Source organism: Kribbella sp. CCNWLW201 (assembly GCF_037203805.1).
In the GTDB taxonomy this organism is placed as follows: domain Bacteria; phylum Actinomycetota; class Actinomycetes; order Propionibacteriales; family Kribbellaceae; genus Kribbella.
Window position 1 is genome coordinate 539,512 of sequence record NZ_JBBCBQ010000001.1, and the last position, 26,979, is coordinate 566,490.

The 26,979-nt window shown below is 67.7% G+C and carries 27 protein-coding genes, 1 tRNA gene and 1 other RNA gene; 12 read left to right on the forward strand and 17 right to left on the reverse strand.

Annotated elements, in window-relative coordinates; all coding sequences use genetic code 11:
* The first annotated feature begins 60 nt into the window (after positions 1 to 60).
* Positions 61 to 774, forward strand: coding sequence for a hypothetical protein (locus V9K99_RS02390; protein WP_337007526.1), 714 nt, complete (start codon positions 61 to 63; stop codon positions 772 to 774).
* Between the two features lie 46 nt (positions 775 to 820).
* Here V9K99_RS02390 and V9K99_RS02395 read toward each other — a convergent pair whose 3' ends face one another.
* Genes V9K99_RS02395 through V9K99_RS02405 form a run of 3 tightly spaced genes read right to left on the reverse strand, consistent with a single transcriptional unit; the run spans position 821 to position 3,042 of the window.
* Positions 821 to 1,072 carry a type II toxin-antitoxin system RelE family toxin gene (locus tag V9K99_RS02395; protein WP_337007527.1) on the reverse strand — a complete coding sequence of 84 codons (252 nt, stop codon included), beginning with the start codon at positions 1,070 to 1,072 and terminating at the stop codon, positions 821 to 823.
* Positions 1,069 to 1,356 (reverse strand): type II toxin-antitoxin system prevent-host-death family antitoxin, encoded by a 288-nt coding sequence (locus V9K99_RS02400; protein WP_337007528.1) that lies wholly within the window; start codon positions 1,354 to 1,356, stop codon positions 1,069 to 1,071. Before V9K99_RS02400 ends, V9K99_RS02395 begins: the two co-directional genes overlap by 4 nt.
* A gap of 60 nt (positions 1,357 to 1,416) precedes the next feature.
* Entirely contained in the window at positions 1,417 to 3,042 is a 1,626-nt protein-coding gene (locus V9K99_RS02405) for a long-chain fatty acid--CoA ligase (protein ID WP_337007529.1), read from the reverse strand.
* Between the two features lie 168 nt (positions 3,043 to 3,210).
* On the opposite strand from V9K99_RS02405, the gene V9K99_RS02410 reads away from it, so the two are divergent.
* Genes V9K99_RS02410 through V9K99_RS02420 form a run of 3 tightly spaced genes read left to right on the forward strand, consistent with a single transcriptional unit; the run spans position 3,211 to position 4,973 of the window.
* Positions 3,211 to 3,696 (forward strand): MarR family winged helix-turn-helix transcriptional regulator, encoded by a 486-nt coding sequence (locus V9K99_RS02410; protein WP_337007530.1) that lies wholly within the window; start codon positions 3,211 to 3,213, stop codon positions 3,694 to 3,696.
* Positions 3,697 to 3,698: 2 nt separating this feature from the next.
* A complete protein-coding gene (locus tag V9K99_RS02415) occupies positions 3,699 to 4,088 on the forward strand; it encodes an SRPBCC family protein (protein WP_337007531.1) in 390 nt (129 codons plus the stop codon).
* 33 nt (positions 4,089 to 4,121) lie between these two features.
* Entirely contained in the window at positions 4,122 to 4,973 is an 852-nt protein-coding gene (locus V9K99_RS02420; protein WP_337007532.1) for an alpha/beta fold hydrolase, read from the forward strand.
* Here the strand turns inward: V9K99_RS02420 and nadE are convergent, their stop codons facing one another.
* Complete coding sequence (gene nadE, locus V9K99_RS02425; protein WP_337007533.1) at positions 4,974 to 5,792, reverse strand: ammonia-dependent NAD(+) synthetase; 819 nt, start codon at positions 5,790 to 5,792, stop codon at positions 4,974 to 4,976.
* 49 nt (positions 5,793 to 5,841) lie between these two features.
* Positions 5,842 to 5,938, reverse strand: an RNA gene (gene ffs / locus V9K99_RS02430) — signal recognition particle sRNA small type.
* 127 nt (positions 5,939 to 6,065) lie between these two features.
* Between ffs and V9K99_RS02435 the strand changes: the two genes are divergently transcribed.
* On the forward strand, positions 6,066 to 6,884 hold the full coding sequence (locus V9K99_RS02435; RefSeq protein WP_337007534.1) for a TIGR03620 family F420-dependent LLM class oxidoreductase: 819 nt from the start codon (positions 6,066 to 6,068) through the stop codon (positions 6,882 to 6,884).
* 13 nt (positions 6,885 to 6,897) lie between these two features.
* Here the strand turns inward: V9K99_RS02435 and V9K99_RS02440 are convergent, their stop codons facing one another.
* The 4 genes from V9K99_RS02440 to V9K99_RS02455 form a co-directional block, all read right to left on the reverse strand.
* Complete coding sequence (locus tag V9K99_RS02440) at positions 6,898 to 7,404, reverse strand: GNAT family N-acetyltransferase (RefSeq protein ID WP_337007535.1); 507 nt, start codon at positions 7,402 to 7,404, stop codon at positions 6,898 to 6,900.
* On the reverse strand, positions 7,401 to 8,027 hold the full coding sequence (locus tag V9K99_RS02445) for a CatB-related O-acetyltransferase (protein WP_337007536.1): 627 nt from the start codon (positions 8,025 to 8,027) through the stop codon (positions 7,401 to 7,403). The genes V9K99_RS02440 and V9K99_RS02445 overlap by 4 nt, the downstream gene beginning before the upstream one ends.
* Positions 8,028 to 8,147: 120 nt before the next feature.
* Positions 8,148 to 8,558 carry a hypothetical protein gene (locus V9K99_RS02450; protein ID WP_337007537.1) on the reverse strand — a complete coding sequence of 137 codons (411 nt, stop codon included), beginning with the start codon at positions 8,556 to 8,558 and terminating at the stop codon, positions 8,148 to 8,150.
* Positions 8,555 to 9,064 carry an RNA polymerase sigma factor gene (locus V9K99_RS02455; protein WP_337007538.1) on the reverse strand — a complete coding sequence of 170 codons (510 nt, stop codon included), beginning with the start codon at positions 9,062 to 9,064 and terminating at the stop codon, positions 8,555 to 8,557. Before V9K99_RS02455 ends, V9K99_RS02450 begins: the two co-directional genes overlap by 4 nt.
* Before the next feature lie 92 nt (positions 9,065 to 9,156).
* Here V9K99_RS02455 and V9K99_RS02460 point away from each other — a divergent pair.
* From V9K99_RS02460 to V9K99_RS02470, 3 genes are all read left to right on the forward strand, one after another.
* Positions 9,157 to 9,244, forward strand: a tRNA-Ser gene (locus tag V9K99_RS02460).
* A 205-nt stretch (positions 9,245 to 9,449) separates the two neighbouring features.
* Entirely contained in the window at positions 9,450 to 10,241 is a 792-nt protein-coding gene (locus V9K99_RS02465) for a class I SAM-dependent methyltransferase (protein WP_337007539.1), read from the forward strand.
* A 40-nt stretch (positions 10,242 to 10,281) separates the two neighbouring features.
* Positions 10,282 to 10,908 carry a hypothetical protein gene (locus V9K99_RS02470; RefSeq protein WP_337007540.1) on the forward strand — a complete coding sequence of 209 codons (627 nt, stop codon included), beginning with the start codon at positions 10,282 to 10,284 and terminating at the stop codon, positions 10,906 to 10,908.
* A 4-nt stretch (positions 10,909 to 10,912) separates the two neighbouring features.
* On the opposite strand, the gene V9K99_RS02475 is transcribed toward V9K99_RS02470, so the two are convergent.
* Complete coding sequence (locus tag V9K99_RS02475; protein ID WP_337007541.1) at positions 10,913 to 11,221, reverse strand: hypothetical protein; 309 nt, start codon at positions 11,219 to 11,221, stop codon at positions 10,913 to 10,915.
* Between the two features lie 163 nt (positions 11,222 to 11,384).
* On the opposite strand from V9K99_RS02475, the gene V9K99_RS02480 reads away from it, so the two are divergent.
* Complete coding sequence (locus V9K99_RS02480) at positions 11,385 to 14,360, forward strand: helix-turn-helix transcriptional regulator (RefSeq protein ID WP_337007542.1); 2,976 nt, start codon at positions 11,385 to 11,387, stop codon at positions 14,358 to 14,360.
* A 132-nt stretch (positions 14,361 to 14,492) separates the two neighbouring features.
* Here the strand turns inward: V9K99_RS02480 and V9K99_RS02485 are convergent, their stop codons facing one another.
* The gene (locus tag V9K99_RS02485; RefSeq protein ID WP_337007543.1) at positions 14,493 to 14,810 is read right to left on the reverse strand and encodes a hypothetical protein; all 318 of its coding nucleotides are present in this window, start codon (positions 14,808 to 14,810) and stop codon (positions 14,493 to 14,495) included.
* Between the two features lie 125 nt (positions 14,811 to 14,935).
* Between V9K99_RS02485 and V9K99_RS02490 the strand changes: the two genes are divergently transcribed.
* The gene (locus V9K99_RS02490) at positions 14,936 to 15,232 is read left to right on the forward strand and encodes a helix-turn-helix transcriptional regulator (RefSeq protein ID WP_337007544.1); all 297 of its coding nucleotides are present in this window, start codon (positions 14,936 to 14,938) and stop codon (positions 15,230 to 15,232) included.
* Positions 15,233 to 15,328: 96 nt separating this feature from the next.
* Here the strand turns inward: V9K99_RS02490 and V9K99_RS02495 are convergent, their stop codons facing one another.
* The 6 genes from V9K99_RS02495 to V9K99_RS02520 all read right to left on the reverse strand — a co-directional run bounded on the left by V9K99_RS02495 (position 15,329) and on the right by V9K99_RS02520 (position 23,791).
* Positions 15,329 to 16,678 (reverse strand): hypothetical protein, encoded by a 1,350-nt coding sequence (locus tag V9K99_RS02495; protein WP_337007545.1) that lies wholly within the window; start codon positions 16,676 to 16,678, stop codon positions 15,329 to 15,331.
* A gap of 26 nt (positions 16,679 to 16,704) precedes the next feature.
* Positions 16,705 to 17,577, reverse strand: a complete 873-nt coding sequence (locus tag V9K99_RS02500) for a class I SAM-dependent methyltransferase (RefSeq protein ID WP_337007546.1) — start codon at positions 17,575 to 17,577, stop codon at positions 16,705 to 16,707.
* Positions 17,578 to 17,639: 62 nt separating this feature from the next.
* Positions 17,640 to 19,862 carry a N,N-dimethylformamidase beta subunit family domain-containing protein gene (locus tag V9K99_RS02505; RefSeq protein ID WP_337007547.1) on the reverse strand — a complete coding sequence of 741 codons (2,223 nt, stop codon included), beginning with the start codon at positions 19,860 to 19,862 and terminating at the stop codon, positions 17,640 to 17,642.
* Between the two features lie 90 nt (positions 19,863 to 19,952).
* Positions 19,953 to 22,211: a N,N-dimethylformamidase beta subunit family domain-containing protein gene (locus V9K99_RS02510; RefSeq protein WP_337007548.1), complete on the reverse strand. Its 2,259-nt coding sequence runs from the start codon at positions 22,209 to 22,211 to the stop codon at positions 19,953 to 19,955.
* Between the two features lie 114 nt (positions 22,212 to 22,325).
* Positions 22,326 to 23,006 (reverse strand): response regulator transcription factor, encoded by a 681-nt coding sequence (locus V9K99_RS02515; protein ID WP_337007549.1) that lies wholly within the window; start codon positions 23,004 to 23,006, stop codon positions 22,326 to 22,328.
* Entirely contained in the window at positions 23,003 to 23,791 is a 789-nt protein-coding gene (locus V9K99_RS02520; protein ID WP_337007550.1) for a sensor histidine kinase, read from the reverse strand. The genes V9K99_RS02515 and V9K99_RS02520 overlap by 4 nt, the downstream gene beginning before the upstream one ends.
* 137 nt (positions 23,792 to 23,928) lie before the next feature.
* On the opposite strand from V9K99_RS02520, the gene V9K99_RS02525 reads away from it, so the two are divergent.
* A complete protein-coding gene (locus V9K99_RS02525) occupies positions 23,929 to 24,636 on the forward strand; it encodes an ABC transporter ATP-binding protein (protein ID WP_337007551.1) in 708 nt (235 codons plus the stop codon).
* Positions 24,633 to 26,966 carry an ABC transporter permease gene (locus V9K99_RS02530; protein WP_337007552.1) on the forward strand — a complete coding sequence of 778 codons (2,334 nt, stop codon included), beginning with the start codon at positions 24,633 to 24,635 and terminating at the stop codon, positions 26,964 to 26,966. Before V9K99_RS02525 ends, V9K99_RS02530 begins: the two co-directional genes overlap by 4 nt.
* Positions 26,967 to 26,979: the final 13 nt, after the last annotated feature.

Below are 26,979 nucleotides of genomic sequence, written 5' to 3' on the forward strand. Positions count from 1 at the left end.
CACGTGACCGGATCATGACAGGCCCGCCGATCTGAGTTGGGCGGGTCTTAGCCTGCAGGCATGGCATGGTTCGGCAGGAAGAGTTCGGCGAGCGGCGACCTCATGGCACGGTTGCCTCCGGTTGTCCGGCCCAGCGTGACGGAACTGACGGCCGAGGACGCGCGCGAGCGCCTCTCGCCGGTCGAGCGCTGGGAAGACATTCGGATCTTTCCGTACCTCGACCTGCTGTCGGACAGGTGCGACGCACCGCTCTACGTCGGGGTGAGTGGTAGACCCGCCATCCTGCTGCGCTTGTCTGACCAGCTGCGCGCGAACCTTGACGGCATCGGCGAGCTGATCCAGCGCAGGGGCGCCAACCTATTCCTCTCCGGCCACCGGGTCGGACGGTGCGGGATGGTGCGCGCGGTGCTGGAATTGCCGGAGTACGACCTGATCTTCGAGACACCGCTGACACTGGCCTACGGCGATGTGCAGGAGTTCATATCGGCCACATACGCAAACGAGGCGATCGAGCTCCATCTGGCCCATACCAACGTTGCGCAGACGCTGGGGTTTGCGTGCCACGCCTCCGGGGTTCGACCAGTCGTCGACGCCGTTCTCAAGGCAGTGCGCAACCTCGACCACCCAGCGACAGAGGCCGAACAAGCCGCACCCGTGGCCGAACTGGAAGCCAGGTTTCCCAAGATCAGCGACGGATTGAGCACCCGGACTCGAATCCAGCTGACCGTCACAGGACCAGCAGACCCCACCGTCAGAGTGACGACGCACAACTGACTCCACCAACACTTCGGCGTCGACTTCGGGTGAACTGAGTAGTCCGTCAGTCCGGGGTGTGGCCGAGGGACCATACCCGGATGGTGTTGTCGGTGACTTCGTAGAGGACTCGGTAGTTGCCGATGTTGAGGCGTTGGAACGAGCTGCCGGTGAGGTGGACGTTGCCCGGCGGCTCTGGGTCGCGGGCCAGTGCGTTGACCGCCGCGCGGACGCGTTTCGCCGTCAGGCGGTCGTTCGCGTACAGATCGCGGTAGCCGTTGAACCAGCCGGTGTCGAACAGGATGGTCCGCTCGATCACCGACCGATGTCCGAGTCGTCAGCGGCGGTCTCGATCTCGTCCATCCTGCGCTGGGCGTCGTCGTTCGGGATCCAGCGCGGGCCGCCGTCGGCCTTGATCTGCTCGATCGCGGCCAGGTCGGCCGCGTCCTCGAGTGCCTGGTAGTGAGCAAGCAGGCTGGGAGAGATCACGGCCGCCGCCGGCTTGCCGTGGTCGGTGATCAACACGGGCTGATTGGTGTAGCGGGCCTCGTTCACCATCTCCGCGGTACGCCTGTTGGCCTCGGTCATCGTGTACGTCACCATGCGCCAATCCTAGGGTGAAAATCCGGAAATTCCGTAATTTGGGTGTGCCGAGCTCCTGCACTACTCCAGGTGGTAGTCGGCGAAGCGGGTGCGGAGGTCTTTCTTGGAGAACTTGCCGACCGAGGTCTTGGGGACCTCGTCGATGAACTCGACCGCGTCGGGGAGCCACCACTTCGCCACCAACGGCCGCAAGTACTCCAGGATCTCGTCACTCGTCGCGGTAGCGCCCTCCTGGAGTACGACGCACGCCAGTGGGCGCTCGTCCCACTTCGGATGCGGTACGCCGATGACGGCGGCCTCCTTGACCGAGGGGTGGGCCATCAGCAGGTTCTCCAGCTCGACCGAGCTGATCCACTCGCCGCCGGACTTCACCAGGTCCTTCGTCCGGTCGACCAGCCGCACCGAGCCGAACTGGTCGATCGCCGCCACGTCACCGGTCTTCATCCAGCCGTCCTCGGTACTCAAGTGGACGCCTTCGTCGGGCCGGTAGTACTCGGCCGCGATCCATGGCCCGCGCACCTGCAACTCACCAGTCGCCTCGTCGTCCCACGGCAATGGCGTGATCGATCCCGGCTCGACGATCCGCACCTCGACACCGGGCAGCGGCTGCCCCTGCCGGGCCCGCAGCCGCGCCTTCTTGTCCTCCGGGAGGTCCTCATACCGGGCCGGCACGTGCGCCGCGGTCGCCACCGGGCTGGTCTCGGTCATCCCCCACGCCTGCAGGATCGGCCGGCCCAGCTTCTCCCGGAACGCCTCCGACAACGCCATCGGTACGGCGGACCCACCACACGGAACCCGTCGCAGCTTGGGCAACTCGACCCCGTCCAGCAACGGCAACAGGCCCTGCCAGATCGTCGGCACACCGGCCGCCAGCGTGACCTCCTGCTCTTGCAGCAGCTTCAGAATCCCCTGTGGACTCATGTCCGGCCCGGGGAACACCAGCGACGCACCGGCCATCGGCGCCGCATGCGCGAGACCCCACGCGTTCGCGTGGAACATCGGCACCACCGGCATCACGGTGTCGGTCTCGGCCAGCCCGATCCCAGCGTTGGTCAGCACGCCGATGGAGTGCAGCCAGGTGGATCGATGCGAATACACGACGCCCTTCGGATGGCCCGTCGTACCGCTCGTGTAGCACATCGCGGCCGCCTGGTTCTCGTCCTCGACGTGGAACTCGACCGGCTCCGCAGCGGCCAGCAACTCCTCGTAGTCGTGGAACCGTGGATCGCCCGGCACCTCCACCCCGGGCGCACCGGCTGGGAGATCGTCCATCACCACGATGTGTCTGAGCAACGGCAACCGATCGAGCAGTGGCAGGAAGAGCCCGAGCAACGATCGGTCGACGAAGACCACCTCGTCCTCGGCGTGGTTGGCGATGTAGACGACCTGATCGGGGAAGAGCCTGATACTGAGGGTGTGCAGGACGCGACCGGTGCAGGGCACACCGAAGTACAGCTCGAGGTGACGCCCCGAGTTCCACGCGAACGTCGCCACCCGGCCGTCCGCGCTGATCCCGAGCGCGTCCAGGACGCCGCCTAATCGTCTGGTCCGCGTGGCCCATTCGCCGTACGTCAGTGTCCATGGCGCCGGACCTCCCGTGTGGACGGTCTTGTCCGGGTAGAACTGCTCGGCCCGGAGGAAGATGGAGTCCAGGGACAGCTGGTAGTTCTGCATCAGACCCTTCATGCGCCCACTCTGCCAGTCGCGATGTCACCTTGACCATGACCGAAACCGGACTTTCTCACGCACTCTTCGTGCACTCCCGACCGCGCTCAGGGTCCGCCCACAGATCCACCCGAACAGTTGCCGGCGCAAACAGATGACAGGACATACGTGTCGTGTAACATTTAGGTCATGAAGGTCGTCGAGGAGCTGCGATATCTCGTGCTGGCGATCCAGCGCGAGGGCAACCGGCTGCTCGCCGCCGAGCTACGCCCGCTGGGCATCACGCCGTCACAGGCCGAGGTGCTGCGAGTCCTCCGCGACCACGGACCGCTGACCCTGAACGCGCTCGGCGGACTCCTGGTCTGCGAGACAGGCAACAGCCCGAGCCGCCTGGTCGACCGCCTGGTCGCGCAGGGCCTGGTGAAACGGGGTATCGACAAGGTCGACCGGCGCTACCTCGCCCTGAGCCTGACCGCCGAGGGCCGCGCCCTGCACCGCCGGATCGTCACCGCGGAGAACCGGCTGCACCGGACCATGAGCACCCTCGTCGCCGGCCAACCCCTCGACGAGACCATCGCGACGCTGAGAGCCGTCGCCGACGCCTTTCCCGCCGGAGCCGCCCTGGCCCGCCGGCGCGATCCCGAGTACGACCACGCCCTCGCCCAGGAGAGATAGTCATGGAACAAGCCACCGACACCATCCCGGCCAGCCAGGCAGCGATCCGTCACGTCCTCCTGGACGCGCTCGCCCTACCGGAGTGGAACGAGGCCTTCCTCGCCATCGAAGGCCCCCACGACGGCGACCACTACGCCCTCCGCGTCCGCCCCGGTCTCACCGGCGAGTTGCAGTACACAGTGATCGAGCCGGACCGCATCGAGATCACCTGGCAGGTCCCCGGCTTCCGCGAGGTCGGCACCTGGACCGTGACCGCGGACAGCCAGGTCACCCACACCTTCGAGCAGACCGGCCCGCTGGCCGCCGTCCTCCGCCCCGCCTACCGCAACGTCGCCACCATCCGCCTGGCGCGCCTCACCAACCGCGTCCGCCAACTCGCCCACAGCGCCTGACAACACGCGGCTGCACCTCCTAGGCTCACGCCCATGTTGGTGGAGATCCGTGGCACCCGGCTGTACGTCGACCAGCGCGGCCCCGACGACGCACCCGCACTCCTCTATCTGCACGGCGGCCCGGGCTCAGGCTCCTACGACTTCATGTCGTTTCAGGGCGACCGTCTCTCCCACCGACTCAGGCTGATCGGCGTGGATCAGCGTGGTGTCCAGCAGTCCGACCCGCTCGACGGTCCGGTGACGGAGCACGACCTGATCGCGGACTTCGAAGCCCTTCGGACCACGCTCGGCCTGGACAGCTGGTCGATCCTCGGTCACTCGTACGGCGGCCGCCTGGCGCTCCGGTACGCCGTGATGCACCCAGAGACCGTCGACAAGGTGATCTTCGAGAACCCGCCATGGGACATGGTTCTGGTCACCGACACTCTCGTACGCGCGGCGCTGAAACTCCTGCCAGGCGTGGAGTTCCCGACCCACGAAGGCCCGGCGACGAAGCAAATGTGGGACGAGCGGCTCGCTCTGGTCGGACGGCTCGGCGACCGCAAGATGGAGATCTACCTCGGCCCGCACACGCAGGACCTCGCCCTGCCGGCCGACACCGAACTCTCCGACGAGATCCAGTCCCGCGCCGGTCGATTCGCCACCGAGATCACCAGGACACCGGGCTTCGTCGAATCGCTGCTGCCCGACCTCGCCCGGGTCACCCAGCCGGCCCTGCTGATCAAGGGTGAGCACGACCCGGTCACGAGCCCCGAGGAGATCGAGCGCTTCCGGGCCGACGTCGCGGGCGGCATCTACCACCACGCTCCCGGCGTCGGCCACTTCGTGCACGCCGAGACCCCAGGCGACTACACCAGGCTCGTTACCGGGTTCGTGCTCGACTGATCAGATCGCCAGGGGTACGGCGCGTTTGTGGGCGGTGCGGCGATGAATCGCGATGATCGTGGCCGCGGCCTTGTCGTCGACCTCTCGACCCTCGAGGAAGTCGTCGATCTCGTCGTACGTCACGCCCAGCACGATCTCGTCCGGGACGCCCGGGTTGTTGGTCTCCAGGTCGGCCGTCGGCACCTTGCCGGTGAGTTCGTCGGACGCACCCAGCCGCGATGCGACCGCCCGCACCCGCCGCTTGGTGAGCCCCGACAGTGGCGTGAGGTCGCACGCACCGTCGCCGTACTTGGTGAAGAACCCCATCACCGCCTCGGCTGCGTGATCCGTCCCGACCACGAGTCCGCCGCGTGCCCCGGCGACGACGTACTGCGCGATCATCCGCTGCCGGGCCTTGATGTTGCCGACGTGGAAGTCCTCGCGGTGCTCACCGAGCCCCGCGTGCCGGACAGACTCGACCATCGCGTCGGTGGCCGGCTTCACGTCGACCACGAGCGTCTCGTCCGGCCGGATGAACTCCAGCGACCGCTGTGCATCCGCTTCGTCGGCCTGGACGCCGTACGGGAGCCGCATCGCGACGAACGTCGCCTGACCGCCCTCAGCGCGGATCCGCTCGACCGCGAGCTGGCAGAGGCGTCCCGCCGTACCCGAGTCGACGCCGCCGCTGATGCCGAGCACGTACGACGACGCGCCGGTGCGACGGAGCTGGTCGGCCAGGAACTCGATCCGCCGCTCGATCTCGGTGTCCGCATCGAACGACGCGGTGACGCCGAGCTCGGCGATGATCAGTTCCTGCAGGTAGCGGCGTTCGTCGCTCATCGGGCTCCCTCACGATCAGGTGTTGGCTGGACCAGCGTAGACACCCGGACATGAGGATTCCCCGCGCACCCGGAAGAGCTCACTTACCCTTGCTGCCTTCCGGCCCTGGGGGAGTTGGGCGAGATACCGCCACGCGGGGAACCAGCCAGAAGTGTACGTGATCTCATCCCCAGGCCCGAAATCCGGACCCCGTGAAACATCGTCCCCGCCCGGCACAACAGCCCGACCCGCTTCCGACGACGATTGGACTGGTGAGGTGCCTATGCTGTTTAGGTGACGAATCATCAATTCGGTCCGTTCGGGATCACCACGGGCCTTGACAGCAGCCCCGAGTCGTTGGCCGCCGCGGTGGCGGCCGAGGAGCTCGGCTATCCCGCGATCTGGCTGTCCGGTGGGCGGTTGCCAGGGCTCCAGACCATCGCCGACCTGATCGGCGCGACCAAATCGATCAACTTCGTGAGCGGCATCATCGCCGTCGACCAATACAGAGCCTCCGACGTCAGTACGACGTACGCCTCGGTGGAAGCATCAGCGCCGGGGCGGTTCACCGTGGGCCTTGGTGGCGCACATGGGCCCAAGCCGATCGCCACGCTCAACGCTTTCCTCGACGAACTGAACGCCGTACCGACCGAGCGTCGTCTGCTCGCCGCACTCGGCCCGCGGATGCTCGAACTGGCCCGGGACCGGTCGGCCGGCGCGTACCCGTTCCTGATCACCCCGTCGTACTCCGCCGAGGCGCGCAAGGTGCTCGGCCCGGACAAGCTGCTCTCGGTGAGCCACCTGGTCGTGGTGGAGACGGACGCGGACAAGGCCCGGGCGATCGCGCGGGACACGATCAGCTTCTTCCCCCGGATCCCTGGGTACGCCGCGTCACTCAAGCGGCAGGGGTACAGCGACGCTGACCTCGTGGAGCTGCCGGATCACATGGTCGACGCGCTGGCCGCATGGGGTACGCCGGCCGACATCAAGGCGAAGCTGACTGAACACCTCGACGCCGGCGCCGACCACGTCGGCATCAACGTGATCACCGGCGTCACCGGCCCACAGCCGATCGAGCAGTGGCGCGCCCTGGCCGGCACGCTGCTAGCCTGATGGGGGTCGTTGCTCAGGTCAACTGCTTCTCGTAGAGGCGGGCGGTCGACACCAGCTTGTCGTACTGGTACGGCCGCTCCTCGCCCGTCGGCTCGAACCCCTGTCGCAGCCAGAACGGGGTCGCGATGTGCGCGTTCGTGTCCACGACTGCGAGACGCAGTGTGCGCACCTCGGTCCACGTCGTCTCGACGTACCGCTGGACCTCTTCGTACGTCGCTTTGCCGAGTCCGAGGCCCTGGTGGTTCCAGTGGACCTCGAGCAGGCCGATGAACGCGGTGTGGTCGTTCGGGTAACCCCGGAGGAGGTCGACCACGGCGACCAGGCGATCGTCCTGGAACGCACCGAGGACGATCTTGGCGTCCTCGGGCAGGTGCTCCGGCCGCATCATCAACAGGCTCTGCGCGTCCGACGATCCGGGTGGATAGCCGGTGATCCGCTCGGTGTAGCCCGGATCGGATTCGATCAACTCCTGCAGGGCATCCACATCTTCCGGCGCGATCGGCCGCAGTACCAGGTTCATCTCTCGAGCTCCTCGATGCTGCCGGCCATGATCGCGCGCACGTTCGCGGTGATCCGCTCGACCGGCCAATCCCACCAGGCGATCCTCATCAGTCGTTCGACGTCCTCAGCTGGGAATCTCGTCCTGATCAGCTTCGCCGGATTCCCGCCCACGATCCCGTACGGCGGTACGTCGTCGACCACGACCGCACCGGACGCGATGATCGCGCCGTCCCCGATCGTCACCCCGGGCATCACCAGGCTGCGATACCCGAACCACACGTCGTTCCCGACCACGGTATCGCCGCGGCCCGGCAACCCGGTGATCAGGCCGAAGTGTTCGGCCCAGGCGCCGCCCATGATCGGGAACGGGAACGTCGACGGCCCGTCCATCCGGTGGTTGGCGCCGTTCATGACGAACGTGGTGCCCTCACCGAGAGCGCAGTACTTGCCGATCCGGAGCCACTCCGGGCCGTAGTGGTACAGCACGTTCCGGGTCTCGAACGCGGTCGGGTCGTCGGGATCGTCGTAGTACGAGTAGTCCCCCACCTCGATCAGCGGCGACGTCACCACCGCCTTCAGCAACACCACCCGCTCAGCCGCAGGCATCGGATGCACAACGTTCGGATCCGGAGCTCCGTCCATGTCCGAGACCCTAGATGAGCAGGCCGACCACCAGCAGCACAATTAACACCACCGCGACTGCCAACGCGGCACTCTTGGTGCCGAGGCGCTTCATCGCGATGCCCAACGGGCCGATCGGTTTCATCGTCGTCGCTCCAATCGCTTCCGTGCATGATGTGTGAACACCAGGAACCCGATGGCCCCCAGCGCGGCCGGCAGCCCGAGGAGGCCGCGACCGGCAAGGGCGAATCCGACCGCTAGCAGGACCGCGAAGCCCGTCGCGATCCAGCCTGCGATGACGCGGTCTCGCGCGAACAGGTGGCCTCGGCGGCGGAGCGCACTGGCCGCTCCGACCATGGTCAGCAGTCCGGTGATGATGACGGCGCTGAAACCGACCTGTGTACGGACCGGCAAGCCGTCCTCGGTCAGCCAGAGCCCTGTGACGAGCGCGACCACGGCGGCGGCCCCCGACAGCTGCACCACCGACCGGACACGCCGTCGCAGCGACAGCGTGTCCTGGAGCCCGGCGATCGTTTCGTCGACAGAAATCACGACCCCGCTCCTTCCCGCAACATCCGCCGCGCTCGATGCAGCCGCGATTTCACCGTGCCTACGGGCACGGCGAGTACCTCGGCGCACTCCTCGAGACTCAGATCCTCCAGGTGGAACAGCACGAGCACCTCCCGCTCGACCACCGGCACGCTGTCGACCAGGCGCCGTACATCCACGCGGTCGACCACCTGATCCGCCGGGTCCGGTTCGTCGTACGACGGTGGCTGCGGTTGGTCGGCGTACTGGCCTCTGAGTTGGTTGACGACGCTGCGGCGGGCGATGGTGAACAACCAGGCGGCGAACCGCTCCGGATCATTCAGCCGGGGTAGTCCGCGGACCACCGCCAGCCAGACCTCTTGCGACACGTCGTCCGCTACGTCGTCCCGACCGAGCATGCGCCGTACATACCCCCACACCGCCTCATGCCACCCCCGCACCAGCTCGGCCACCGCCTCCCGTTCCCCAACCTGCGCCCGCACCACCACCGCCACCCACTCCGGCTCCACGCTCACCTCCTACAGCACAGTCGCCCGAGCCCGCCGCCAGGTTCACGCCCCGATTTCCACTACCTCCACCCCCTCGCGTATCCTCTCCGCTTGGAGGATTCGCCTAGAGGCCTAGGGCGCACGCTTGGAAAGCGTGTTGGGGGCAACCCCTCACGAGTTCGAATCTCGTATCCTCCGCCACCTCCCAAGAGGCACAGGGAACCACGTTTCCGCAGGTCAGAGCGTGGTTCAGAGCCTGCGGGCGAGAACGACAGAGGGGCCGGGCGCTCAGCGGCCGGCCCTTCTTCCGCTTCTTGCCGGCTAATTTCGTTGAGTCTGCACCCTGCGATCGTGTTGGCTGGCGGCACCGAAGCAGGTGTCCGCTTGGCTGTAGCAGGGAGTGAACGTGCAGGACAATGTTGTCGACCCCGCTGCCCACAATCGGGCCGCGTGGGACAAGTACGTCCAAGAGGGCAACGAGTGGTCGACGCCGGTGAGTGCTGAGGATGTCGAACGCGCCCGCAGGGGCGACTGGTCGATTGTTCTCATCGGGCGTGAGCCAGTCGACCGGTCCTGGCTGCCGACGGACCTGACCGGCAAGGACGTGTTGTGCCTGGCCTCCGGCGGTGGCCAGCAGGGTCCCATCCTCGCCGCCGCAGGGGCGCGGGTCACCGTATTCGACAACTCACCCCGCCAGCTCGGCCAGGACCAGCTGGTGGCGGCGCGCGACGGACTCGAACTGCGCACCGTCCTAGGCGACATGCGCGACCTCAGCGCCTTCGGCGACGCAACCTTCGACGTCGTGTTCCATCCAGTCTCCAACCTGTTCGTACCAGACTTGGCACCGGTGTGGCGTGAGTGCTTCCGCGTCCTGCGACCGGGCGGAACTCTGCTCGCGGGCTTCCTCAACCCTGATGCGTACTTGTTCGACCACGAGGCGCTCGACGAGCGCGGCGAGCTGATCGTCGTACACAAGCTGCCCTACAGCGATGTCACGCAGTACTCCGCCGAGGAACGCGCCATCAAGTTCGGCGCGGACGCCGCTCTTGAATACAGCCACACCCTCACCGACCAGATCGGCGGGCAACTCGCCGCGGGTTTCGTCCTCACCGGCTTCGCGGAAGCGCCACACCAATCCAACGCATCCGCTCAATACATGTCCCACTATTTCGCGACCCTGGCGGTCAAGCCGACCTGAGTCCGAATCTCGTATCCTCCACCACTCCCGGGAGATCGCGATGGGTGATGTGCTGAGTGTGTTGGCGGGGCAGGAGTATGAGTGGGGTAGGCACGACTCGCTGCGGTTGGATGAGCGGTATCGGGCGCGGCATCTTCCGTTGTTGAGTGAGCGGGCTCGGGGGCCGCTGGGGCCGGATTGTGGGCCGGGAGAATTCTGGCCGCCTGCGCGGTCGTTGGTCGTCCCGTTGCCCGACCCGCGGCCGGAAGCGTTCCTGTCGGCGCTGGCTGAGTCGGGCCTGGCTGGTTTGGTGTGGTGGCGCGGACTCGAACTGAGAGCCGACCGCGTCCACGCCACGCTGGTGCACGGCAGCGACGAGCCTCGGGCCCTCGACGCGCCTATCGATCTCGTCGTACGCGGTCCCTGGATCGGGCAGATCAACACCGGGCGGATCTACCTTCCGGTGGAACCGGCCGACGAACGATCCGCACTCGCACTCGCCGCGGAGCGACCGCTGCTGGCGGGATACCTCCAGCTGACCGCGGACGTGACCGGCGAGAACTACGCCGAGCTCCGCGACCTGGTGGCGACCTTCCAGCCGGCTCGGATGCAGGTGCGGGTCCATCGTCTCCAGGTGCTGGAGACGATGGACGACCTCGCCCTGAGATCCCGCATCCTGCACCAGTAGATGGCTACACCGCCGGCGCCTGGCGACGGCGGTGTAGCCACATTGCACCGAAGGCGATGGCTGCGCCGCCAAGCGCAGACGCGCTGGCCTGCAAAACCTCGGCACCGTTGTCGTCACGGGTGACCGTCACACCCTGAGGCACCTCGTACTTGGGGTCGTACTTCGGGTAGTTCGGCGGTTTCGGATCCTGGCGCGTGACCGTGGTGCCCCGCGGGACGTCGTCGGGAACCCGGGCCGCTGCTTCGGTCGCGGTCAGCCCGATGGCGCCGAGTGCGAGTACCGATACGGCCAGAGTTGTGTGCGTGCGGTTCATGACTCCTCCTGTGGGTGGTGGCGGCGGGAGCGCCGCTCTGGCTTCAGATTCGGCTCCAGGCCGCTACGGCCACATCGGGCACGAATCCTTAGAAGCGGTGGGCGGACCCTTAGATCGCTCGCACGGGCTGGCCTGCGGCCTGCAGACGACGGAGACTGCTGAGATGGGTGGGGTCGCAGTCCCGCCACTGCCGGGTATCGCTGGCCGCGTCGAGGAGGGGAAGGTCCTCGCGGGGGCGATCAGCGCTGCCATCGGGCGACGACCGGGTGCAGTGTTCGTGCACGGCGAGGCCGGCGTGGGAAAGACGCGCCTGGTGCGGGCCGTGTGTGACAAGGCGGCGGCAAGTGGCGCGGCGGTCCTTTGGGGTCGGGGTGTTCGATTCGGTGCGGTCGACGCGCCGTACGTCGCGCTGATCGGTGCGTTGGAGGGCTGGCTGGAGTCGGCCGAACCCTCGGAGCGGGCCAGGGCGCTCAAGGCGGTTCCGGCCGCCTCCGAGCTGCTGCCCTCTTTGGGTGGGCAGCCGACGCGAGGCACGGTCCGGCTGCTTCCAGTCATCGACGGCCTGCTTCAAGCGCTGGTTTCGGAGCGGCCCGCGGTGCTGGTCGTGGACGACGTCCAGTGGGCCGACCTGGCCTCGCGAGACGCGATCACCTATCTGATCGCCGGCTTCCGCAGCCAGCGGCTCGCCATACTGACGACGTACCGCGATGAGGAGCTGGCGGCTGGGGATCCGCTGAATGTGTGGCTGGCCGATCTGTTCCGGCTGCCCTCGGTGTCCTCGTTGCGCCTGACCAGAATGAGCCGCGATGAGACCGAGGAGCAGCTGTCGCTGTTGCTCGGCGGTCAGGCCGATCCGGACCTCGTCTCCGCGGTGGTACGGCGCTCCGACGGCAACCCCTATTTCACGGAGCTGCTGGTCCATGGGCTGACGGCCGCGGACCAGAACCTGCCTGCCGATCTGCCCGCGGAGCTCACCGGCGCGCTGCTGGCCGCTTGGCACCGATTGGATGACCCGTCCCGCGAGGTGGTGAGACTACTGGCGGTCTGCGGTCGCCCGGCTTCGGTGGACGATCTGGTCGAGGTGGCCGCGGCACGTGGCATCGATGCCGACAAGGTGACCGCTGCGCTCGTCGACGCAACGAAGAACGGGATCTGCGTGGCTCCTGGTGCTGAGCTGTGCTGGTTCCGCCATCCGCTGCTCGCCGAGGTCCTGAACACCACGTTCGTGCCGGGCGAGGCAGTGCCCGTCCATGCCGCCTGGGCCGAGGTGCTGGAGAGCCGAACCAGCACAGCCATTGATGAACTGCGCCGGGTCGGCGAGCTCGCGAGTCACTACGAGGGTGCCCACGATCGAGCCGCGAGCCTGGCGGCGTCGCTGCGCGCCGCGGACCTCGCCAGACAGCTGAAAGCGCTGCCCGAGGAGGCGGTTCATCTGCGCCGGGCAGCGCGCCTGTGGCCGGCCGTCCATGCAGCAGCTGTGCCGGATGGTGAACTCGATCTGCTCGAGCGCCTGGCCTCCGTGTCGGATCTGGTCGGAGACGGCGAGGAGACGCTGGCTGCGTGGAGTCGCTCGCTGCAGCTCGTCGACGAACAACGGGATCCACTTCGGGCCAGCCGGATCGTGCGAGAAACGGCCTTCGCGGAGTTCTGGATGGGCCGGCGCAGCAGCGCACCCTTCGAGGCCCTCGAGCACTCCGTCAGACTTTCCGAGCGGTTCCCGGACAGCGAGGAGTATGCCGCCGCGCTTGCTCGGCTCAGCATTGTCCTCAACTGGACCGAGGCGTTCGAGGCTGCGCAGCGGTACGCCGACGAAGCCGCGCGGGCGGCCCATCGCTCAGGAACGCATGAGGCGTTGTCACTGGCCTACTGGGCTCTGTCCGAAGCTTACGGTCGAGACGAGCGCTCGGAGGCCTACTCCGTTGAAGCCCTTCGCCACGCTCGGCTCACGGGCAACCCAGGCCGCATGCTGAACGCCCGGTGGGCCGCAACGGGCTACCTTTCACCTCGACGCCGCCTTGCCGAGATCGTGCAGGTAGACATCGACGGGCTGCGCGAGACACTCGACGAAGGGGTCACGAACGTGGCCGGCTTCCACGCCGGCAACCTCGCCCGCTTTCTCCTCATGCTCGGACGCCATGCAGAGGCCGACCAAGCCGTCCGTGAAGGCCTGACTCTCGCCAGGGTTGCGACCATGCGCGCTGTCGTCCGGCTGGCCGCGACGTTGCTCGCCGTACGCCGAGGTGACCTCGACCAAGCCCGCTTGCACATACGGCGTCTCCATGAGCTGATCCCGGACCTCGCGCACCGCCCAGGCTTGTGGGCGCCCCCGACCCTCGCGGAACACCTGCTCGCCGAGGACCGGCCGGATCAAGCCCTCGAGCTGCTCGCACAGACGATGCACGTCCACATCGCCCGCCCACCAATTGCCGACGAGATGCTCATGCTGAGCGCACGTGCGGCCGCCGACCTCGCCGACCGCGCGCGGGACCGTCGAGACCGCGATGGCGTGACGCGCGCCCAGCGATCGCTGGACGCCATCGACAAGCTGCGCCGTGAGCTCCAACCGCCCCCGTTCGCTCGCGTCACGAGCGATGATCTGGTCACCCCGGCCATCGAGGCGGTCCACGCAGCCGAGACCGCTCGTTGCCTGGGGCAACGAGAGGCCTCGACCCTCTGGGAGGACGCGGCTCATCGCTGCGCCGTTGCCGGGCTGCGCTGGGACGAGGCAGTCGCCTCCCGTCGTTGGGCGCAGGCCCTACTGACCGATGGCGCGAGCAAAGACGCCGTCGCGGTACCGCTGCGAACGGCGTACCGCCTCGCTGACGAGATGTCTGCCGCGCCGCTCCGGCACGAGGTGGAGAAACTGGCCAGGGTTGCCAGGATCTCCCTCGACGAGCCGCATCCCGCGACGCTCGACGAGGCCCCGGAAGCCTTGCGTTCGCTGACTCGAAGGGAGCGCGAGATCCTCGCCCACCTGGTCGCCGGCCGGACGTACGCCGAGATCGCAGCGGCCCTGTTCATCAGCGAGAAGACCGTCAGCACGCACATCTCGAACCTGCTTCGCAAGACAGGTACGACGTCCAGAAGCGATGTGGCCGCACTGGCCAGCAGACTCGGCTACCCGTCGCCTCCAGCTTGATGGATCTAACCCTCTGCGAGGGCCGGGACACTCAGCTCGCCCGGATGGATCTCACGTATCCCGAGTGATCGAGGAGGGCGGCGCAGGGCGAGCCCCGCCGCGGGACGCGGCGGGGCTCGGTACCTGGACGGTCTAGCGGGTGGTCGGCGCCGGCTCGCGGTGGCCGGTGTCGATGGCGAGGTCACCAACGTAGTTGTCGCGAAGGGTGAAACGGTCCCGACTGTTGGCCTTCACCCAGTCCGCGGCCTTTGCGGCGGCCGCGTCAGCCTGTGCCCGAGTCTCCCAGGTGCTGATGGAGACGAAAGCGTTCTTCGCGACCTGGGCAACTCCGTAGGACACGAAGCCCTTGCTGTCCTTGAACAAGGGAACCATCCCGGACTTGGCCTGGTTGACGGCCTCGTCGAAAGTGCCGGTCTTGATGTCGTAGAGAGCGACGCGCGTGCAGCGCATGGTGTGCCTTCCTGTTGCGGAGCGGCTTGCGTAAACCGCAAACCAGTTCCACCACTGAACCTACGCTAGTATTTCAATACTAGCAATACAGTTCCTAGATTTCGCCATCCGGTATGTTCCGTCTCATGACTTGGGGCTTCCTGACGAACCACGCGCGGGCACTGCTGTGCATCGCCCACGATCCGGGCGTGCGGCTGCGGGAGATCGCAACCGCGCTCGGCATCACGGAGCGCGCGGCGTTCGGCATCGTCACCGACCTGGTGGAAGCCGGATATGTCGTCAAGGGCAAGAACGGCCGCCGCAACCGCTACGAAGTCCAGATCGACAAACCCCTGCCGGAGGCTCTGCTGGGGCAGCGAACGGTCGGCCACCTGGTGGACCTTCTCGCCCACACCGAACTCGATACCCACGACGAGGCCTGACCTCGCGAACCCTGGTCAGCGGGTTAGGTCGTCCGTGATGACGAAGGCATTGGTGGCGGCGGGGTTGCGGCCAGGGCAGCGCAATGCTGCGTCCGATCAGCGGGTTGCGCGGGGCCAGGTGGTGGTGAGGCGGGTGATCAGGGTGGGGTCGATCTTCGACGGGACGGGTTGCCTGGGGACGTACTTGCGGTTGGTGATGCTGCCAATGGCGGTAACGCCTACGTCGTCTGGTCCGTCGCTCACGAACAGGCGGATCGGGTTCGCCGGCGGGAGCTGGGCCATGGCCTGGAGGGTTGTCACAAGGTCGGCGTCGGTGATGTCCGGCGCGATGGTCAGGTTGGTAGATTCCGGGCCGATCTCGACCCGGGTCACACCGGTGAGGTCGGCGAGCGTGGCGTAGATCCGGAACTGGCGGTCCCTGTCGAAGGCTGAGCTGCGGAAGACCGCGTTGCCCGGCCGCCCGACGAGTCGGGAGGGGCGCCTGATCAGCTGGATCGGCAGATAGTCCCAGACCTTGCGCAGGGTGCTGACGGCGGCGACGTACCCGGCGCGGTCCTTGACGGTGACCGATGCGACCTCGCCGTCCTCGTCGATCTCGACCCCGGTGACACCGGGGATCTTCATCAGGTGGCCGATCAGCATCCGGACCTGCGGGGTGAGCGCCTTGGCGAAGACCGCGTGCGGTGCCCGAACAGGCCCCCAGCCGAGGGTGAGCTCGCCAAACCGCTTGGCGTCCACCAACTTCGGCACTGCGTCCAAGGCGACGTCCGTGGCGGCGAAATAGACGCCGGCCCGGCGCTGAGGTCCCTCGATCCAGCCGGTCAGGTGGGGATACTTCGTCTGTAGGTCGGCGAAGTACTGCGTAGCGGAACGATCGAGGCGAAAGCCGAGGCTGGGGCTGTCGGTCCACTCGACGACCACTTGCAGGTCGGCGGATTCGACCCGGTGCGTACGTCGAGCGTCTTCGCTGGGCACGACCTGATCGAACCCGAGGGCCACCGCAGCCACCGCGGCTGCCGGAGCGGTGACGATCAGACCGGAAGCGCCGTACGTCGACCCAGTAGCCCGACCGTCACGACGCAGCCAGAGCGCCCGTTCCAGGTCGGGGTCGCGCTTCGTGGAGGCAGATGGGTAGAACCGACCGTGGTAGCCGTCAATGGCAACCTCGATGCTGTCGTTGTAGCCCTCGTCGTGCGGCCGGAACTCCCGCTTGATCTTGTCGACCAACGCGCTGACGTCTGCATCGGGGAGACGGCTGGTCAAGGTCAGCCGGATCTGCTCCCCATCCGGCGCCACCAGCTCTGCCTTCTCGACACCGTCGAGACCGCGCAACCATTCGAGCCGGTCCGCAGACGCCTGCTCAGGAGTCTTCTTGCCGCAGCCCGCAACGAGGCCCAGTACGACGCCGCCGGCAAGGGTCCCGAGAGCGCGACGGCTGATGAGCATGCGGGGATTGTGCCCACCCGCCGGGGTCACCGGTCGAGGGCGGCCACGACTCTCATCGAACCGCTCGTGACCCGGATGCGGCGGTCACGGAGGAACTTCAACCGTTCGAAAGGCGGGATCAGCCGCGAGACGGGATCGAGGAGTTCTCGCACCCGGGAGGTGACGAACGGAAGGGCGTAGTACTGGTAAGCGGGGTCGATGGCGCAGACGGTGAAGCCCGCGCGGGTCAGGAGCGTGGTGATGGTGGTCGGGTCGTAGTAGCTGACGTGCTCGGGGATCTTGAACGAAACCCAGCGGCGACCGGAGACCCGCGCCAGCAGGCTCTTGATGTTGGGCGTGACCATGACGATCAGCCCGCCCGGCCGGAGAAGACGGCTGGCTGTCTCCAGGAATTCGCCCGGCGAGGTGAGGTGTTCGATCAGATGCGAGCCGAAGATGACGTCGTACTGCTGCTCCTGGATCTCCGGCACCTTTTCGAGCAACCCGCAGAACACACGGCCGGGATGGCGCTCGGCGGCCCACTTGACGGCCGCGGGTGACAGGTCGATGCCGTAGGCGTCGTATCCGGCTTCCAACGCACATTGCAGGAAGTACCCGTATCCACAGCCCACCTCGAGCACCCGGCCCGACGGCACGAACGAGGCGATCCGCTTGACGTCCTCGCGGAAGGTCGCCAGGTACTCGACCTCCTGACTCTCGTACTGCGAGTACCCCGAGTCACCGTCACCGTCGAAGTACGAATCGCCTTCGTACAAAGCGCGCAGCGTCGCCGGAGTCGGCGTCGGCACGAGCTGCACGAGCCCGCACGCCGGGCACTCCTCGATGCCGTAGCCGTCCTTCGCCCCACGCGGGCGGAACGGTCCACTCGTCGCGCACAGGATGCACGATCCATCAGCCATGAATACACGTCCCTAGTGGGCGAGTTGCGGACTGTAGATCGTACCGTTGTCCGTGGCAATGGCTAGGGCTCTTCGGTCGGAAGCGCGAACTTGGGTACGGCGACCCGCACCTGAGCGACCGTGGTGTCGGCCGCGACCTGGATCCCGCCCCTGCTGACCCACTCGGTGAGGTTGGAGACGATCTTCCCGACCGCCTGGCGGGATGCGGCCGACGGCGTGGGCACGGTCCAGTTGGACGGGCACCGGCTGACCAGGAAGCAGCCGTAGGCGAACGTCGACCCATTGACCACCCGCGCGCCCGACGGGGCGACGAACGCCGTCGTGTGCATCGGTACGGGATCACCGCTCGAGCGGCAGTTGCCGGTCCCACTCGCGATCGTGGTCAGGCCCGGATGCTTGTACAGCCCGGGCCAGACGTAGTCGACCTCACCCGCGATGAAGCCCGGTAGGGCGGTTCCGGCCGGGATGCCCGCGAACATGAAGCTCGTCCCCGTGATCAACGTGTTCCCCACGACCGGGCAGAAGTACTCCGCACCGAGCAGCGGCTGCGACGCATACGCATCACCGAGATAGCGCCAGGTCGTCGAGTTGTACCCGTCGGTGTAGCGGTCGATGTCCCATGCCCGTCGGCTCGCGTCGGTGAACGTGATCCGCCGGTACGCCGCGTTGGCGCCGAGGTTCGCCACGTTCACCCCACGGTTGATCGCCTGGCTCAACGCCGCCCGCATCCGCAGCGAGTAGTACTCGTCGTGGCCGGGCAGGAAGATCGTCGAGGCCCGCGCGGGCAGTTGGCCGCCGAACTCGTCGAGGTCGTTGTTGGTCCAGTAGGTGACGTCGAGTCCCTTCGACTCGGCCCAGAAGACCAAGCCCTGCTCCAGGGTGAGGAACTGTCCGGAGCCTTGGCCCTCGTTGTACGGGCGATCGAAGGTCAGCCGGCCGGAGCCTCCGGTCACCCCACCGGAGTAGAAACTGAGGCCGCCGTACCGGTTGTAAGCCTGCCAGGTCGTGGTCGCCTGCTGGATCATCAGGTCGTGCTTGGTCCCGGTGTCGTCCCGGACCGTCAACGGTGCGAACGACGCATACTGCCCGTCGCTCACCCTGATCAGATACGTGCCCGGAATCCAGGCCGCGGTCACCGGGATGTCCAGCGTCTTCGTCCAATGCGCCGCCGACGTCATCCGCAGGGGATTGCCCCCGGAGGAACCACCCGTGACCGGCGCCGGCTGAACCACCGTCGGTACGCCGTCCCGCCGCCAGACCTCACGCGCGCCGAGGCCCTGGTAGTAACCCATCCGGTAAGCGACCACGCTGACCGGCTTGCCCGACGTCACCTTGAGGCTCACGGTGTTGCCACAGGTCGCCGACACCCGAGTGAGGTACGCCGCCAGCGTCCCGGTCATCGAGGTCGGGATCACCCAGTTGCCGGTCCCGGGCTTCGCGTTCTCCGCGGTGGTCGAAGGCCAACTCGACGGGCAGCCGGCCGGGATGCCCGGGAAGCCGGTGACGGCGATGGCCGGCATCGGGGCCGGCGGCGCGATGAACGCGATGGTCCCGGTGCCCGCGGACAGGACCGTGCCTGTCGAGGTCGTCGCGGACACGGTCAGCGCCATGATCCCGCCGTACTTGGACAGCACGAGGTTGTAGATCGGGATGGACAACCGGGCCCCGACCGCGACACTGATCGGCGCCCTGGGCCTCCAGGTCGCGTACCCGCTCGAGGTCGTCAGGGTTCCGTTGACCGACGTCACCAGGCCACTCGCTCCGGTCGGCAGTTTCATCCGTACGGCGGCCAGCACACCGGCCCGGGTCACCGTGGCGGCGTACACCAGGGTCGTTTTCTGCCCCGGGATCGGATTGGTCGCGGTGATCCTCACGTTGGCCGGCGGCTGCAGGACGCCGGTGCCGGACGTCAGGATGGCGCCGGTGGTGCCGGTCGCCGTGAACCTCAACGTCCACGGCCCGCCGAGCGGCAATCGCAAGCCGTAGAACGGGATGGTGAACCGGGCGCCCACGGCGACGACGACGGTCGTGCTCGGTCGCCACCGCAGTACGCCGGGCGACACGGTGGTCACCGTGCCGTTGACCGAGGTGACCGATCCGGTCGAACCGGCCGGGATCGTGACGACGATGTCGCGCAGCGTCCCGGCCCGTACTGCGTACGCCCGGTAGACCAACGTCGTCGTACCGTTCGACGCCGCGGAGGCCGTGATCGTGACATTCGGGACGACTGCCGAAGCGGACGTCGTGACGAACAGAACCGATGCCGCCGTGATGACGACAGACAATGCGGCAGCCAACACCCTCCGGGCCATGGTTCCCCCCAAGGCCAGCGATGATTCCCCTCACTCGACGGTACGGAAGGCTGCGGGCAATGGCTAGGGCTGCTCGGTCTCCAGCTTGAACTTCGGTACGGCGACCTTCGCCGCCGCGACCGTGGTGTCGGCCGGGACCTGGATCGCGCCGTTGCTGACCCACTCGGCGATGTTGGCGACGATGGTTCCGACTGCCTGCCGGGACTGGGCAGACGGCGCGGGCACGGTCCAGTTGGACGGACAGCGACTGACCAGGAAGCAGCCGTAGGCGAACGTCGACCCGTTCAGCACCCGCGCGCCGGACGGAGCGACGTACGTCGTCGTGTGCATCGGCACCGGGTTGCCGTTCGAGCGGCAGTTGCCGGTCCCGCTGGCGACCGTGGTCAGGCCCGGGTGCTTGTACAGCCCCGGCCAGACGTAGTCGATCTCGCCCGCGATGAACCCTGGGATGGCGGTGCCGGCCGGGATGCCGTCGAACATCCAGCTCGTCCCGGTGGTCAACGTGTTCCCGAGGACCGGGCAGATGTACTCCGCCCCGAGCAGCGGCTGCGAGGCGTAGGCGTCGCCGTGGTAGCGCCAGGTCGTGGAGTTGTAGCCGTCGGTGTACCGGTCGATGTCCCAGGCGCGGCCGTCCTCGGTGAACGTGATCTTTCGGTACGCCGTGTTGGCGCCGAGGTTGGCCACGTTCACGCCACGGTTGATCGCCTGGCTCAGCGCCGCCCGCATCTCCAGTGAGAAGTACTCGTCATGCCCCGGCAGGAAGATCGTGCCGGCCCGCGCCGGCAGTTGGCCGCCGAACTCGTCGAGGTCGTTGTTGGTCCAGTAGGTGACGTCGAGACCCTTCGACTCGGCCCAGAACACCAGCCCCTGCTCCAGCGAGAGGAACTGCCCAGACCCCTGGCCCTCGTTGTACGGGCGATCAAAGGTCAGCCGGCCGGAGCCTCCGCTCACCCCACCGGAGTAGAAGCCCACGCCGCCGTAGCTGTTGTAGGCCTGCCAGGTGGTCGTCGCCTGCTGGATCATCAGGTCGTGCTTGGTCCCGGTGTCGTCCCGGACCGTCAGCGGCGCGTACGACGCGTAGGTCCCGTCGCTCACCTTGATCAGGTACGTGCCCGGGATCCAGTCCTTGTCCACCGGGATGCTCAGCGTCTTCGTCCAGTGCGCCGCGGACGTCATCCGCAGGTCCTTGCCGTCGGCGGTGCCGCCCGTGATCGGCGCCGGCTGAACCACCGTCGGTACGTCGTCCTGTCGCCAGACCTCACGCGCGCCGAGACCGGCGTAGTACCCCATCCGGTAGGCGACCACGCTGACCGGGTTACCCGAGGTCACCTTGAGGTCGACGGTGTCCCCGCAGGTCGCCGAGACCTTGGTGAGGTAGGCCGCGAGCGGCCCGGTCATCGAGGTCGGGATGACCCAGTCGCCGGTGCCGGACTTCGCGTTCTCCGTGCTCGTGGAAGGCCAGCTCGAGGGGCAGCCGGCCGGGATGGCCGCGAACCCGGCGGCCGTGACCGCCGGCATCGCAGCCGGCGGCGCGATCAGCGAGACGGTCCCGGTGCCGGACGTCAGGAGGACGCCGGTCGACGTGCTGGCGGACATCGCCAGCGTCAGGACGCCGCCGTACTTGGACAGCTGGACGCCGTTGATCGGGATCCCCAGCCGGGCTCCGGCCGCGACGCTGATCGGTGCGTTGGGCTTCCAGGTCGCGTAGCCCTGCGAGGTCGACAGGGTTCCGTTGATGGTCGTCACCGCGCCGGTCGCGCCGGCCGGGAGTTGCATCCGTACGGAGGCCAGCACGCCGGCCTTGGTCACCGTGGCGGCGTACACCAGGTTCGTCTTCTGCGCCGGGATCGGGTTGCTCGCCGTGATCGCCACGTTCGGGGTGTAGGTCTTCAACGGCTGCAGGACTCCGGTGCCGGACGTCAGGATCGCGCCCGTGGTGCCGGTGGCCTTGAAGCTGAGGGTCCACGGTCCGCCGGCCGGCAGCCGCAGCCCGTACAGCGGGATGGCGAACCGGGCGCCGACGGCGACGACCACGGTCTTGCTCGGCCGCCACCGCAGTACGCCGGGTGACACCGTGCTCACTGTGCCGTTGATCGACGTGATCGACCCGGTCGAGCCGGACGGAATCGAGAAGACGATGTCCCGCACCATCCCGGCCCGCAGCACGGTCGCCCGGTACGTCAAGGTCGTCGTACCGTTCGTAGCCGCGGTGGCCGTGATGGTGACATCCGCACCGGCCGCCTCAGCCGACCGCACGACGAACAGTGTGGCCGCAGCCGCCACCAGCACGGCGGCAGCAGCCGCCATCAGCTTGCGGAACATGTATGCGTTTCCCCTGACTTACTCGCCCGATCCCCGGACCCATATCGGTCCAGACCAGGTCAGCGTTACAGGTGACGCGGAATTTTTTCCCAGAACAGCGGTGGACGCGCGTAATCAGGCACCGGGGGTGCGGTCACCTGGGGAGACCAGGCCGGTTTCGTAGGCGAGGACGACGGCCTGGGCGCGGTCGCGGAGGGAGAGTTTGGCGAAGATCCGGGCGACATGAGTCTTGACCGTCGCCTCACTGAGGGTCAGCTCGGCCGCCAGCTCCCCGTTCGACAGACCGTGGCCCATCAGGGTGAGCACCTCGAGCTCCCGCGGCGTCAGCACGGCGAGATCACGGTGTACGGCGGGTTGGACCGGACCGTGGTCACCGACCGCGAACCGTTCGACCAGCCTCCGGGTGATCGACGGAGCGAGTAGCGCGTCACCGGTGTTGACCAGGCGGACGGCCGCGGCGAGATGCTCCGGGGTCACGTCCTTCAGCAGGAACCCGCTCGCTCCCGCGGCCAAAGCGGCGTACACATACCGATCCAGATCGAACGTCGTCAGCATCAGCACGCGACAGTCCGGTGACTCGGCCAGGATCCGGCGGGTGGCTTCCAGACCGTCCATGGTCGGCATCCGGATGTCCATGAGTACGACGTCCGGTCGCAGCCGCCGTACCGCCTCGATCGCCTCGCCGCCGTCGCCGGCCTCACCGACCACGTCGATGCCGCGCGCGGTCAGGATCATCCGGAACCCGATCCGCACCAGCGCCTGGTCGTCCGCGATCACCACTCGAGGCTCGCTCACGGCCGCTCCAGCGGGATCTTGGCCCGCACGCGGAACCCGCCGCCCAGTCTCCGCCTCGCGTCGAGATCACCGCCGTACACCGCGACCCGCTGACGCAACCCGAGCAACCCTCGACCTTCCCCATCCGGCCTGGGCGAACGTCCACCGGACAGCACGCTCGGCCCGGTGTTGAGGACCTCGACCCGCAATGCGTTGTCGGCGTACCGGACCGTCACCTCTGCCTTCACCCCGTCGCCGTGCTTGAGCGCGTTGGTCAGCGCCTCCTGGATGATCCGGTACGCCGTCACGTCGACACCGGCCGGCAACGGTCGGGGCTCACCCGAGATGCGTACGTCGACCGGCAGCCCGGCGAACGCGATCCGGTCGATCAGCGGGCTCAACCGGCTCAGACTGGGCTGCGGCGACAGTTCCTCGGCCGAGCCGTCCGACGACGGCGCGAGCAGGCCGAGCAGGTGCCGGAGCTCGGCCATCGTGTCGCGGCCGGCCGCCTCGACGGCGAGGAGGGCCGCTTCGGCCTCGGCCGGTTCCGTCGCCAGCACGTGCCGCGCGGCGCCGGCCTGGATCACCATGACGCTCACGTTGTGACTGACGATGTCGTGCAGATCGTGGGCGATCCGGGCCCGCTCGGCGTCGACCGCGTTCTGCGCCGCGCTCTCCCGCTCGCGCTCCAGCAACCAGCCGCGTTCCTCGAGCGCCCGGGCATGCGCGCGCCGGGCGCGGATGAGCGCGGCCGCGAGCGCCATGGCCGTCAGGCAGGCCAGGACGAGCAGCCAGATCGTGATCACAAGGACCACTGTCCCAAGGGGCCACCGATTCCGCATCATTCGCAGGTGGCACGCGGTACATCCCCAGGATGACAGGGCGCGAACGTTACGCCCGCAGACTGACGTCCGGCGCGCGCCGCCGGCCCTAGCGTGAACGCATGACGGATGCAGAAGGCAACGAACAGGCGGTCGTGCGGCTCACCGAAGTCCGCAAGGAGTACGGCGAATCCGTCGCGCTCGACGGGGTGTCGCTGGAGATCCACGCCGGCGAGGCCGTAGCGGTGATGGGACCGTCCGGCAGCGGCAAGTCGACGCTGCTCAGCATGGTCGCCGGTCTGGACCGGCCGACGTCGGGATCCATCGAGGTCCACGGCGAGGACCTGGGCTCGCTCGACGAGAAGGGCCTGGCGCTGTACCGGCGCCGTCGGATCGGCATGATCTTCCAGTTCTTCAATCTGCTCGACGACCTGTCGGCCCTCGACAACGTCGCGCTGGCCGCGCAGCTGACCGGGACCTCCGCGTCGGCCGCCCGCAAGCGCGCACTGGAGCTCTTCGAGGAGCTCGGCATCGCCGGACGACGCAACACCTACCCGGCCCAGCTCAGCGGTGGCGAACGGCAACGGGTCGCCGTGGCCCGGGCGCTGATGAACCGCCCGGCCATCCTCCTCGCCGACGAACCCACCGGCGCCCTGGACACCCGCGCGGGCGAACAGGTGATGGACCTCCTGCTCGACCTCAACCAGATCGGCCAGACCCTGCTGCTCGTCACCCACGACCAACAGCTCGCCACCCGGTGCGCAAGCCGGGTGATCGAGGTAGTCGACGGACAGGTCGCCCACGAGCGCACTCTGGAGCGCACCCCGTGAGCGCCGTCTGGCCGGTCTCTCGAGCAGCGGTACGACGCCGCAGACTCCAGACGATCGTGATCGGTGTCGTTGTCGCATTGTCGACAACGATGATCGTGGTGGCGCTAGGACTCCTGGCAGCCTCGTCAGGGCCGTTCGACCAGGCGTACTCGCGTCAAAGCGGTGCTCACCTGGTGGCGTCGTACGACCGGAGCAAGGCCACGGACAGCCAGCTCACCGACGCCGCCAAGCAGTCGGCGGTCCAGGCCGTGGCAGGACCGTTCGCCATGGCAACTGTGGACCTGGACGTGAATGGACGCCCGCTGGTCGTGGTGGGCCGTGCGGACGCTGGTGGTGCTGTCGACCGCCTCAATGTGTGGGACGGCCGCTGGGCCGACAAACCGGGTGAGATCGTGCTCAACCGGAACCCGGTCACGTCCACCAACCAACGCGGCGCCGCGACCTTGGGGACCAAGCTGACGAGCGGCGGGACCACAGTGACCGTCGTCGGGTTCGCCTACAGCGTCAGCGGGTCTGCCGACGCTTGGGTCACTCCTGAACAGATGACGGCGTTCAAGCCGACCGGCAGTCAGATGCTCTACCGCTTCGCGCAGGCCGCGACCGATGCGCAGGTCTCGGCGGGGCAGACCGCGGTGACGACGGGTCTGCCGAAGGGTGCGCTGCTGGGCACCCAGTCCTACCTTGCGTTGCGGGCAGTCGCAACCGGTGAGCCGAACACGTTCGTTCCGTTCCTGATGGTGTTCGGGTGGCTCGGACTGGCGGTCGCCGTACTGATCGTGGCCAACGTGGTGAGTGGTGCGGTGGTGGCTGGGTTCAAGCACATCGGCGTACTGAAGGCGCTCGGGTTCACGCCGACGCAGGTGATGGCTGTCTATCTCGCGATGATCTCCATTCCGGCGATCGTGGGGTGTGCACTCGGGACTGTGCTGGGCAATGTCCTCGCGGAGTCCTTGATAGCAAGGGCTTTCGAGAACTATGGCGCGGAGGGTGTGAGTGTTCCGATCTGGGTGGACGTGGCTGCACTGCTCGGCGTACCTCTGCTGGTGGCGCTGTCCGCTCTGGTGCCGTCACTGCGAGCCCGGGGCCTGTCGGCAGCTGAGGCGATCAGTGCGGGGAGCGCACCGCGGGCCGGTCGAGGGCTACGGGCTCAGCGCTGGCTGAGCGGTACGCGACTGCCGCGGTCCGTCAGTCTGGGGCTCGGTCTGCCATTCGCTCGTCCTGCGCGTACGGCGCTGACGCTGGCGGCCGTCGTGCTCGGGGTGACGAGTGTGACGTTGGCGGTGGGGCTCGGGAAGTCGCTGACGAACTACCAGACCGCTGCGAGTCGTACCGGCGCTGTCGACGTGACGATCTTCGCGGGCACGGTCGAGGAGGGTCCACAGCTCGCTCCGGAAGGTGCGGGACCGCCCCGACCGGTCGCGAAGCTGAGCGATCCGGCGGACGAGGCGCTGATGCGGTCGACAGCCGGAGCCGCGTATGTGACGCCCAGCCGGACCATGCTGATGCGGCTCGCCGGGACGAACCAGGACCTCCGGGTCACCTTCTACCGCGGTGATTCGGACCAGATCGGCTACCGAGTGCTGGAGGGGCATTGGTTCGACGGACCGGGTCAGGTGGTCGTGTCCGAACGGTTCCTTCGGCAACGTGGTCTGTCCATCGGCGACACGATCACGCTGGAGTCGAAGGGGAAGCGTACGCAGGCCACGATCGTCGGCAAGGCGCTCTACAACTCGAGTGAGGAAGTGCTCTCCAACTGGGAGACGCTGGCGCTGATCGACCCGAACCTCCGGGCGACGACGTACGAGATCCAGCTGAAGCCCGGCACCGACATCGATGCTTACGTCAAAGCCGTGCTGGCCGGCGATTCCGGGTTGGAGGAGGTCCCCGGTCAGGAACCTGGCTCGTTCGTCGCGATCGTGCTGGCGACCGTCCTGCTACTCACCCTGATGCTCGGGACCGTGGCCGCGCTCGGCGTCTTCAACACCGTCGTACTGAACACGCGAGAGCGACGCCGCGACCTCGGGATGCTCAAGTCGATCGGGATGACCCCCGGCCAGGTCACGGTGATGGTGGTGACGTCAATGGCCGCCCTCGGCGCTCTCGGCGGCCTGCTGGGCATCCCCTTCGGCATCATCGCCCACCGTCTCGTCGTCCCCGCCATGGCCAACGGCGCCCAGGTGGACTTCCCCGACTTCATGCTCGACGTCTACCCGCTCCCCCTGCTCGCCGTCTTCGTCCTCTCCGGAGTTGCCATCGCCGCCCTAGGCGCCTACATCCCAGCCCGCTCCGCCGCCCAAACCACCATCGCCAAGGTGCTCCACAACGAGTGACGTCTGGCTATGC

Bases quoted from the DNA above. Each gene is read 5' to 3' on its own strand.
- V9K99_RS02415 (WP_337007531.1), top strand. From the start codon at position 3,699: ATGGAACAAGCCACCGACACCATCCCGGCCAGCCAGGCAGCGATCCGT.
- V9K99_RS02525 (WP_337007551.1), top strand. From the start codon at position 23,929: ATGACGGATGCAGAAGGCAACGAACAGGCGGTCGTGCGGCTCACCGAA.
- V9K99_RS02445 (WP_337007536.1), bottom strand. From the start codon at position 8,027: ATGGACGGAGCTCCGGATCCGAACGTTGTGCATCCGATGCCTGCGGCT.
- nadE (WP_337007533.1), bottom strand. From the start codon at position 5,792: ATGAGCGACGAACGCCGCTACCTGCAGGAACTGATCATCGCCGAGCTC.
- V9K99_RS02495 (WP_337007545.1), bottom strand. From the start codon at position 16,678: ATGCTCATCAGCCGTCGCGCTCTCGGGACCCTTGCCGGCGGCGTCGTA.
- V9K99_RS02400 (WP_337007528.1), bottom strand. From the start codon at position 1,356: ATGGTGACGTACACGATGACCGAGGCCAACAGGCGTACCGCGGAGATG.
- V9K99_RS02510 (WP_337007548.1), bottom strand. From the start codon at position 22,211: ATGTTCCGCAAGCTGATGGCGGCTGCTGCCGCCGTGCTGGTGGCGGCT.
- V9K99_RS02390 (WP_337007526.1), top strand. From the start codon at position 61: ATGGCATGGTTCGGCAGGAAGAGTTCGGCGAGCGGCGACCTCATGGCA.
- V9K99_RS02420 (WP_337007532.1), top strand. From the start codon at position 4,122: ATGTTGGTGGAGATCCGTGGCACCCGGCTGTACGTCGACCAGCGCGGC.
- V9K99_RS02440 (WP_337007535.1), bottom strand. From the start codon at position 7,404: ATGAACCTGGTACTGCGGCCGATCGCGCCGGAAGATGTGGATGCCCTG.
- V9K99_RS02475 (WP_337007541.1), bottom strand. From the start codon at position 11,221: ATGAACCGCACGCACACAACTCTGGCCGTATCGGTACTCGCACTCGGC.
- V9K99_RS02410 (WP_337007530.1), top strand. From the start codon at position 3,211: ATGAAGGTCGTCGAGGAGCTGCGATATCTCGTGCTGGCGATCCAGCGC.
- V9K99_RS02480 (WP_337007542.1), top strand. From the start codon at position 11,385: ATGGGTGGGGTCGCAGTCCCGCCACTGCCGGGTATCGCTGGCCGCGTC.
- V9K99_RS02500 (WP_337007546.1), bottom strand. From the start codon at position 17,577: ATGGCTGATGGATCGTGCATCCTGTGCGCGACGAGTGGACCGTTCCGC.
- V9K99_RS02470 (WP_337007540.1), top strand. From the start codon at position 10,282: ATGGGTGATGTGCTGAGTGTGTTGGCGGGGCAGGAGTATGAGTGGGGT.
- V9K99_RS02485 (WP_337007543.1), bottom strand. From the start codon at position 14,810: ATGCGCTGCACGCGCGTCGCTCTCTACGACATCAAGACCGGCACTTTC.
- V9K99_RS02490 (WP_337007544.1), top strand. From the start codon at position 14,936: ATGACTTGGGGCTTCCTGACGAACCACGCGCGGGCACTGCTGTGCATC.
- V9K99_RS02405 (WP_337007529.1), bottom strand. From the start codon at position 3,042: ATGAAGGGTCTGATGCAGAACTACCAGCTGTCCCTGGACTCCATCTTC.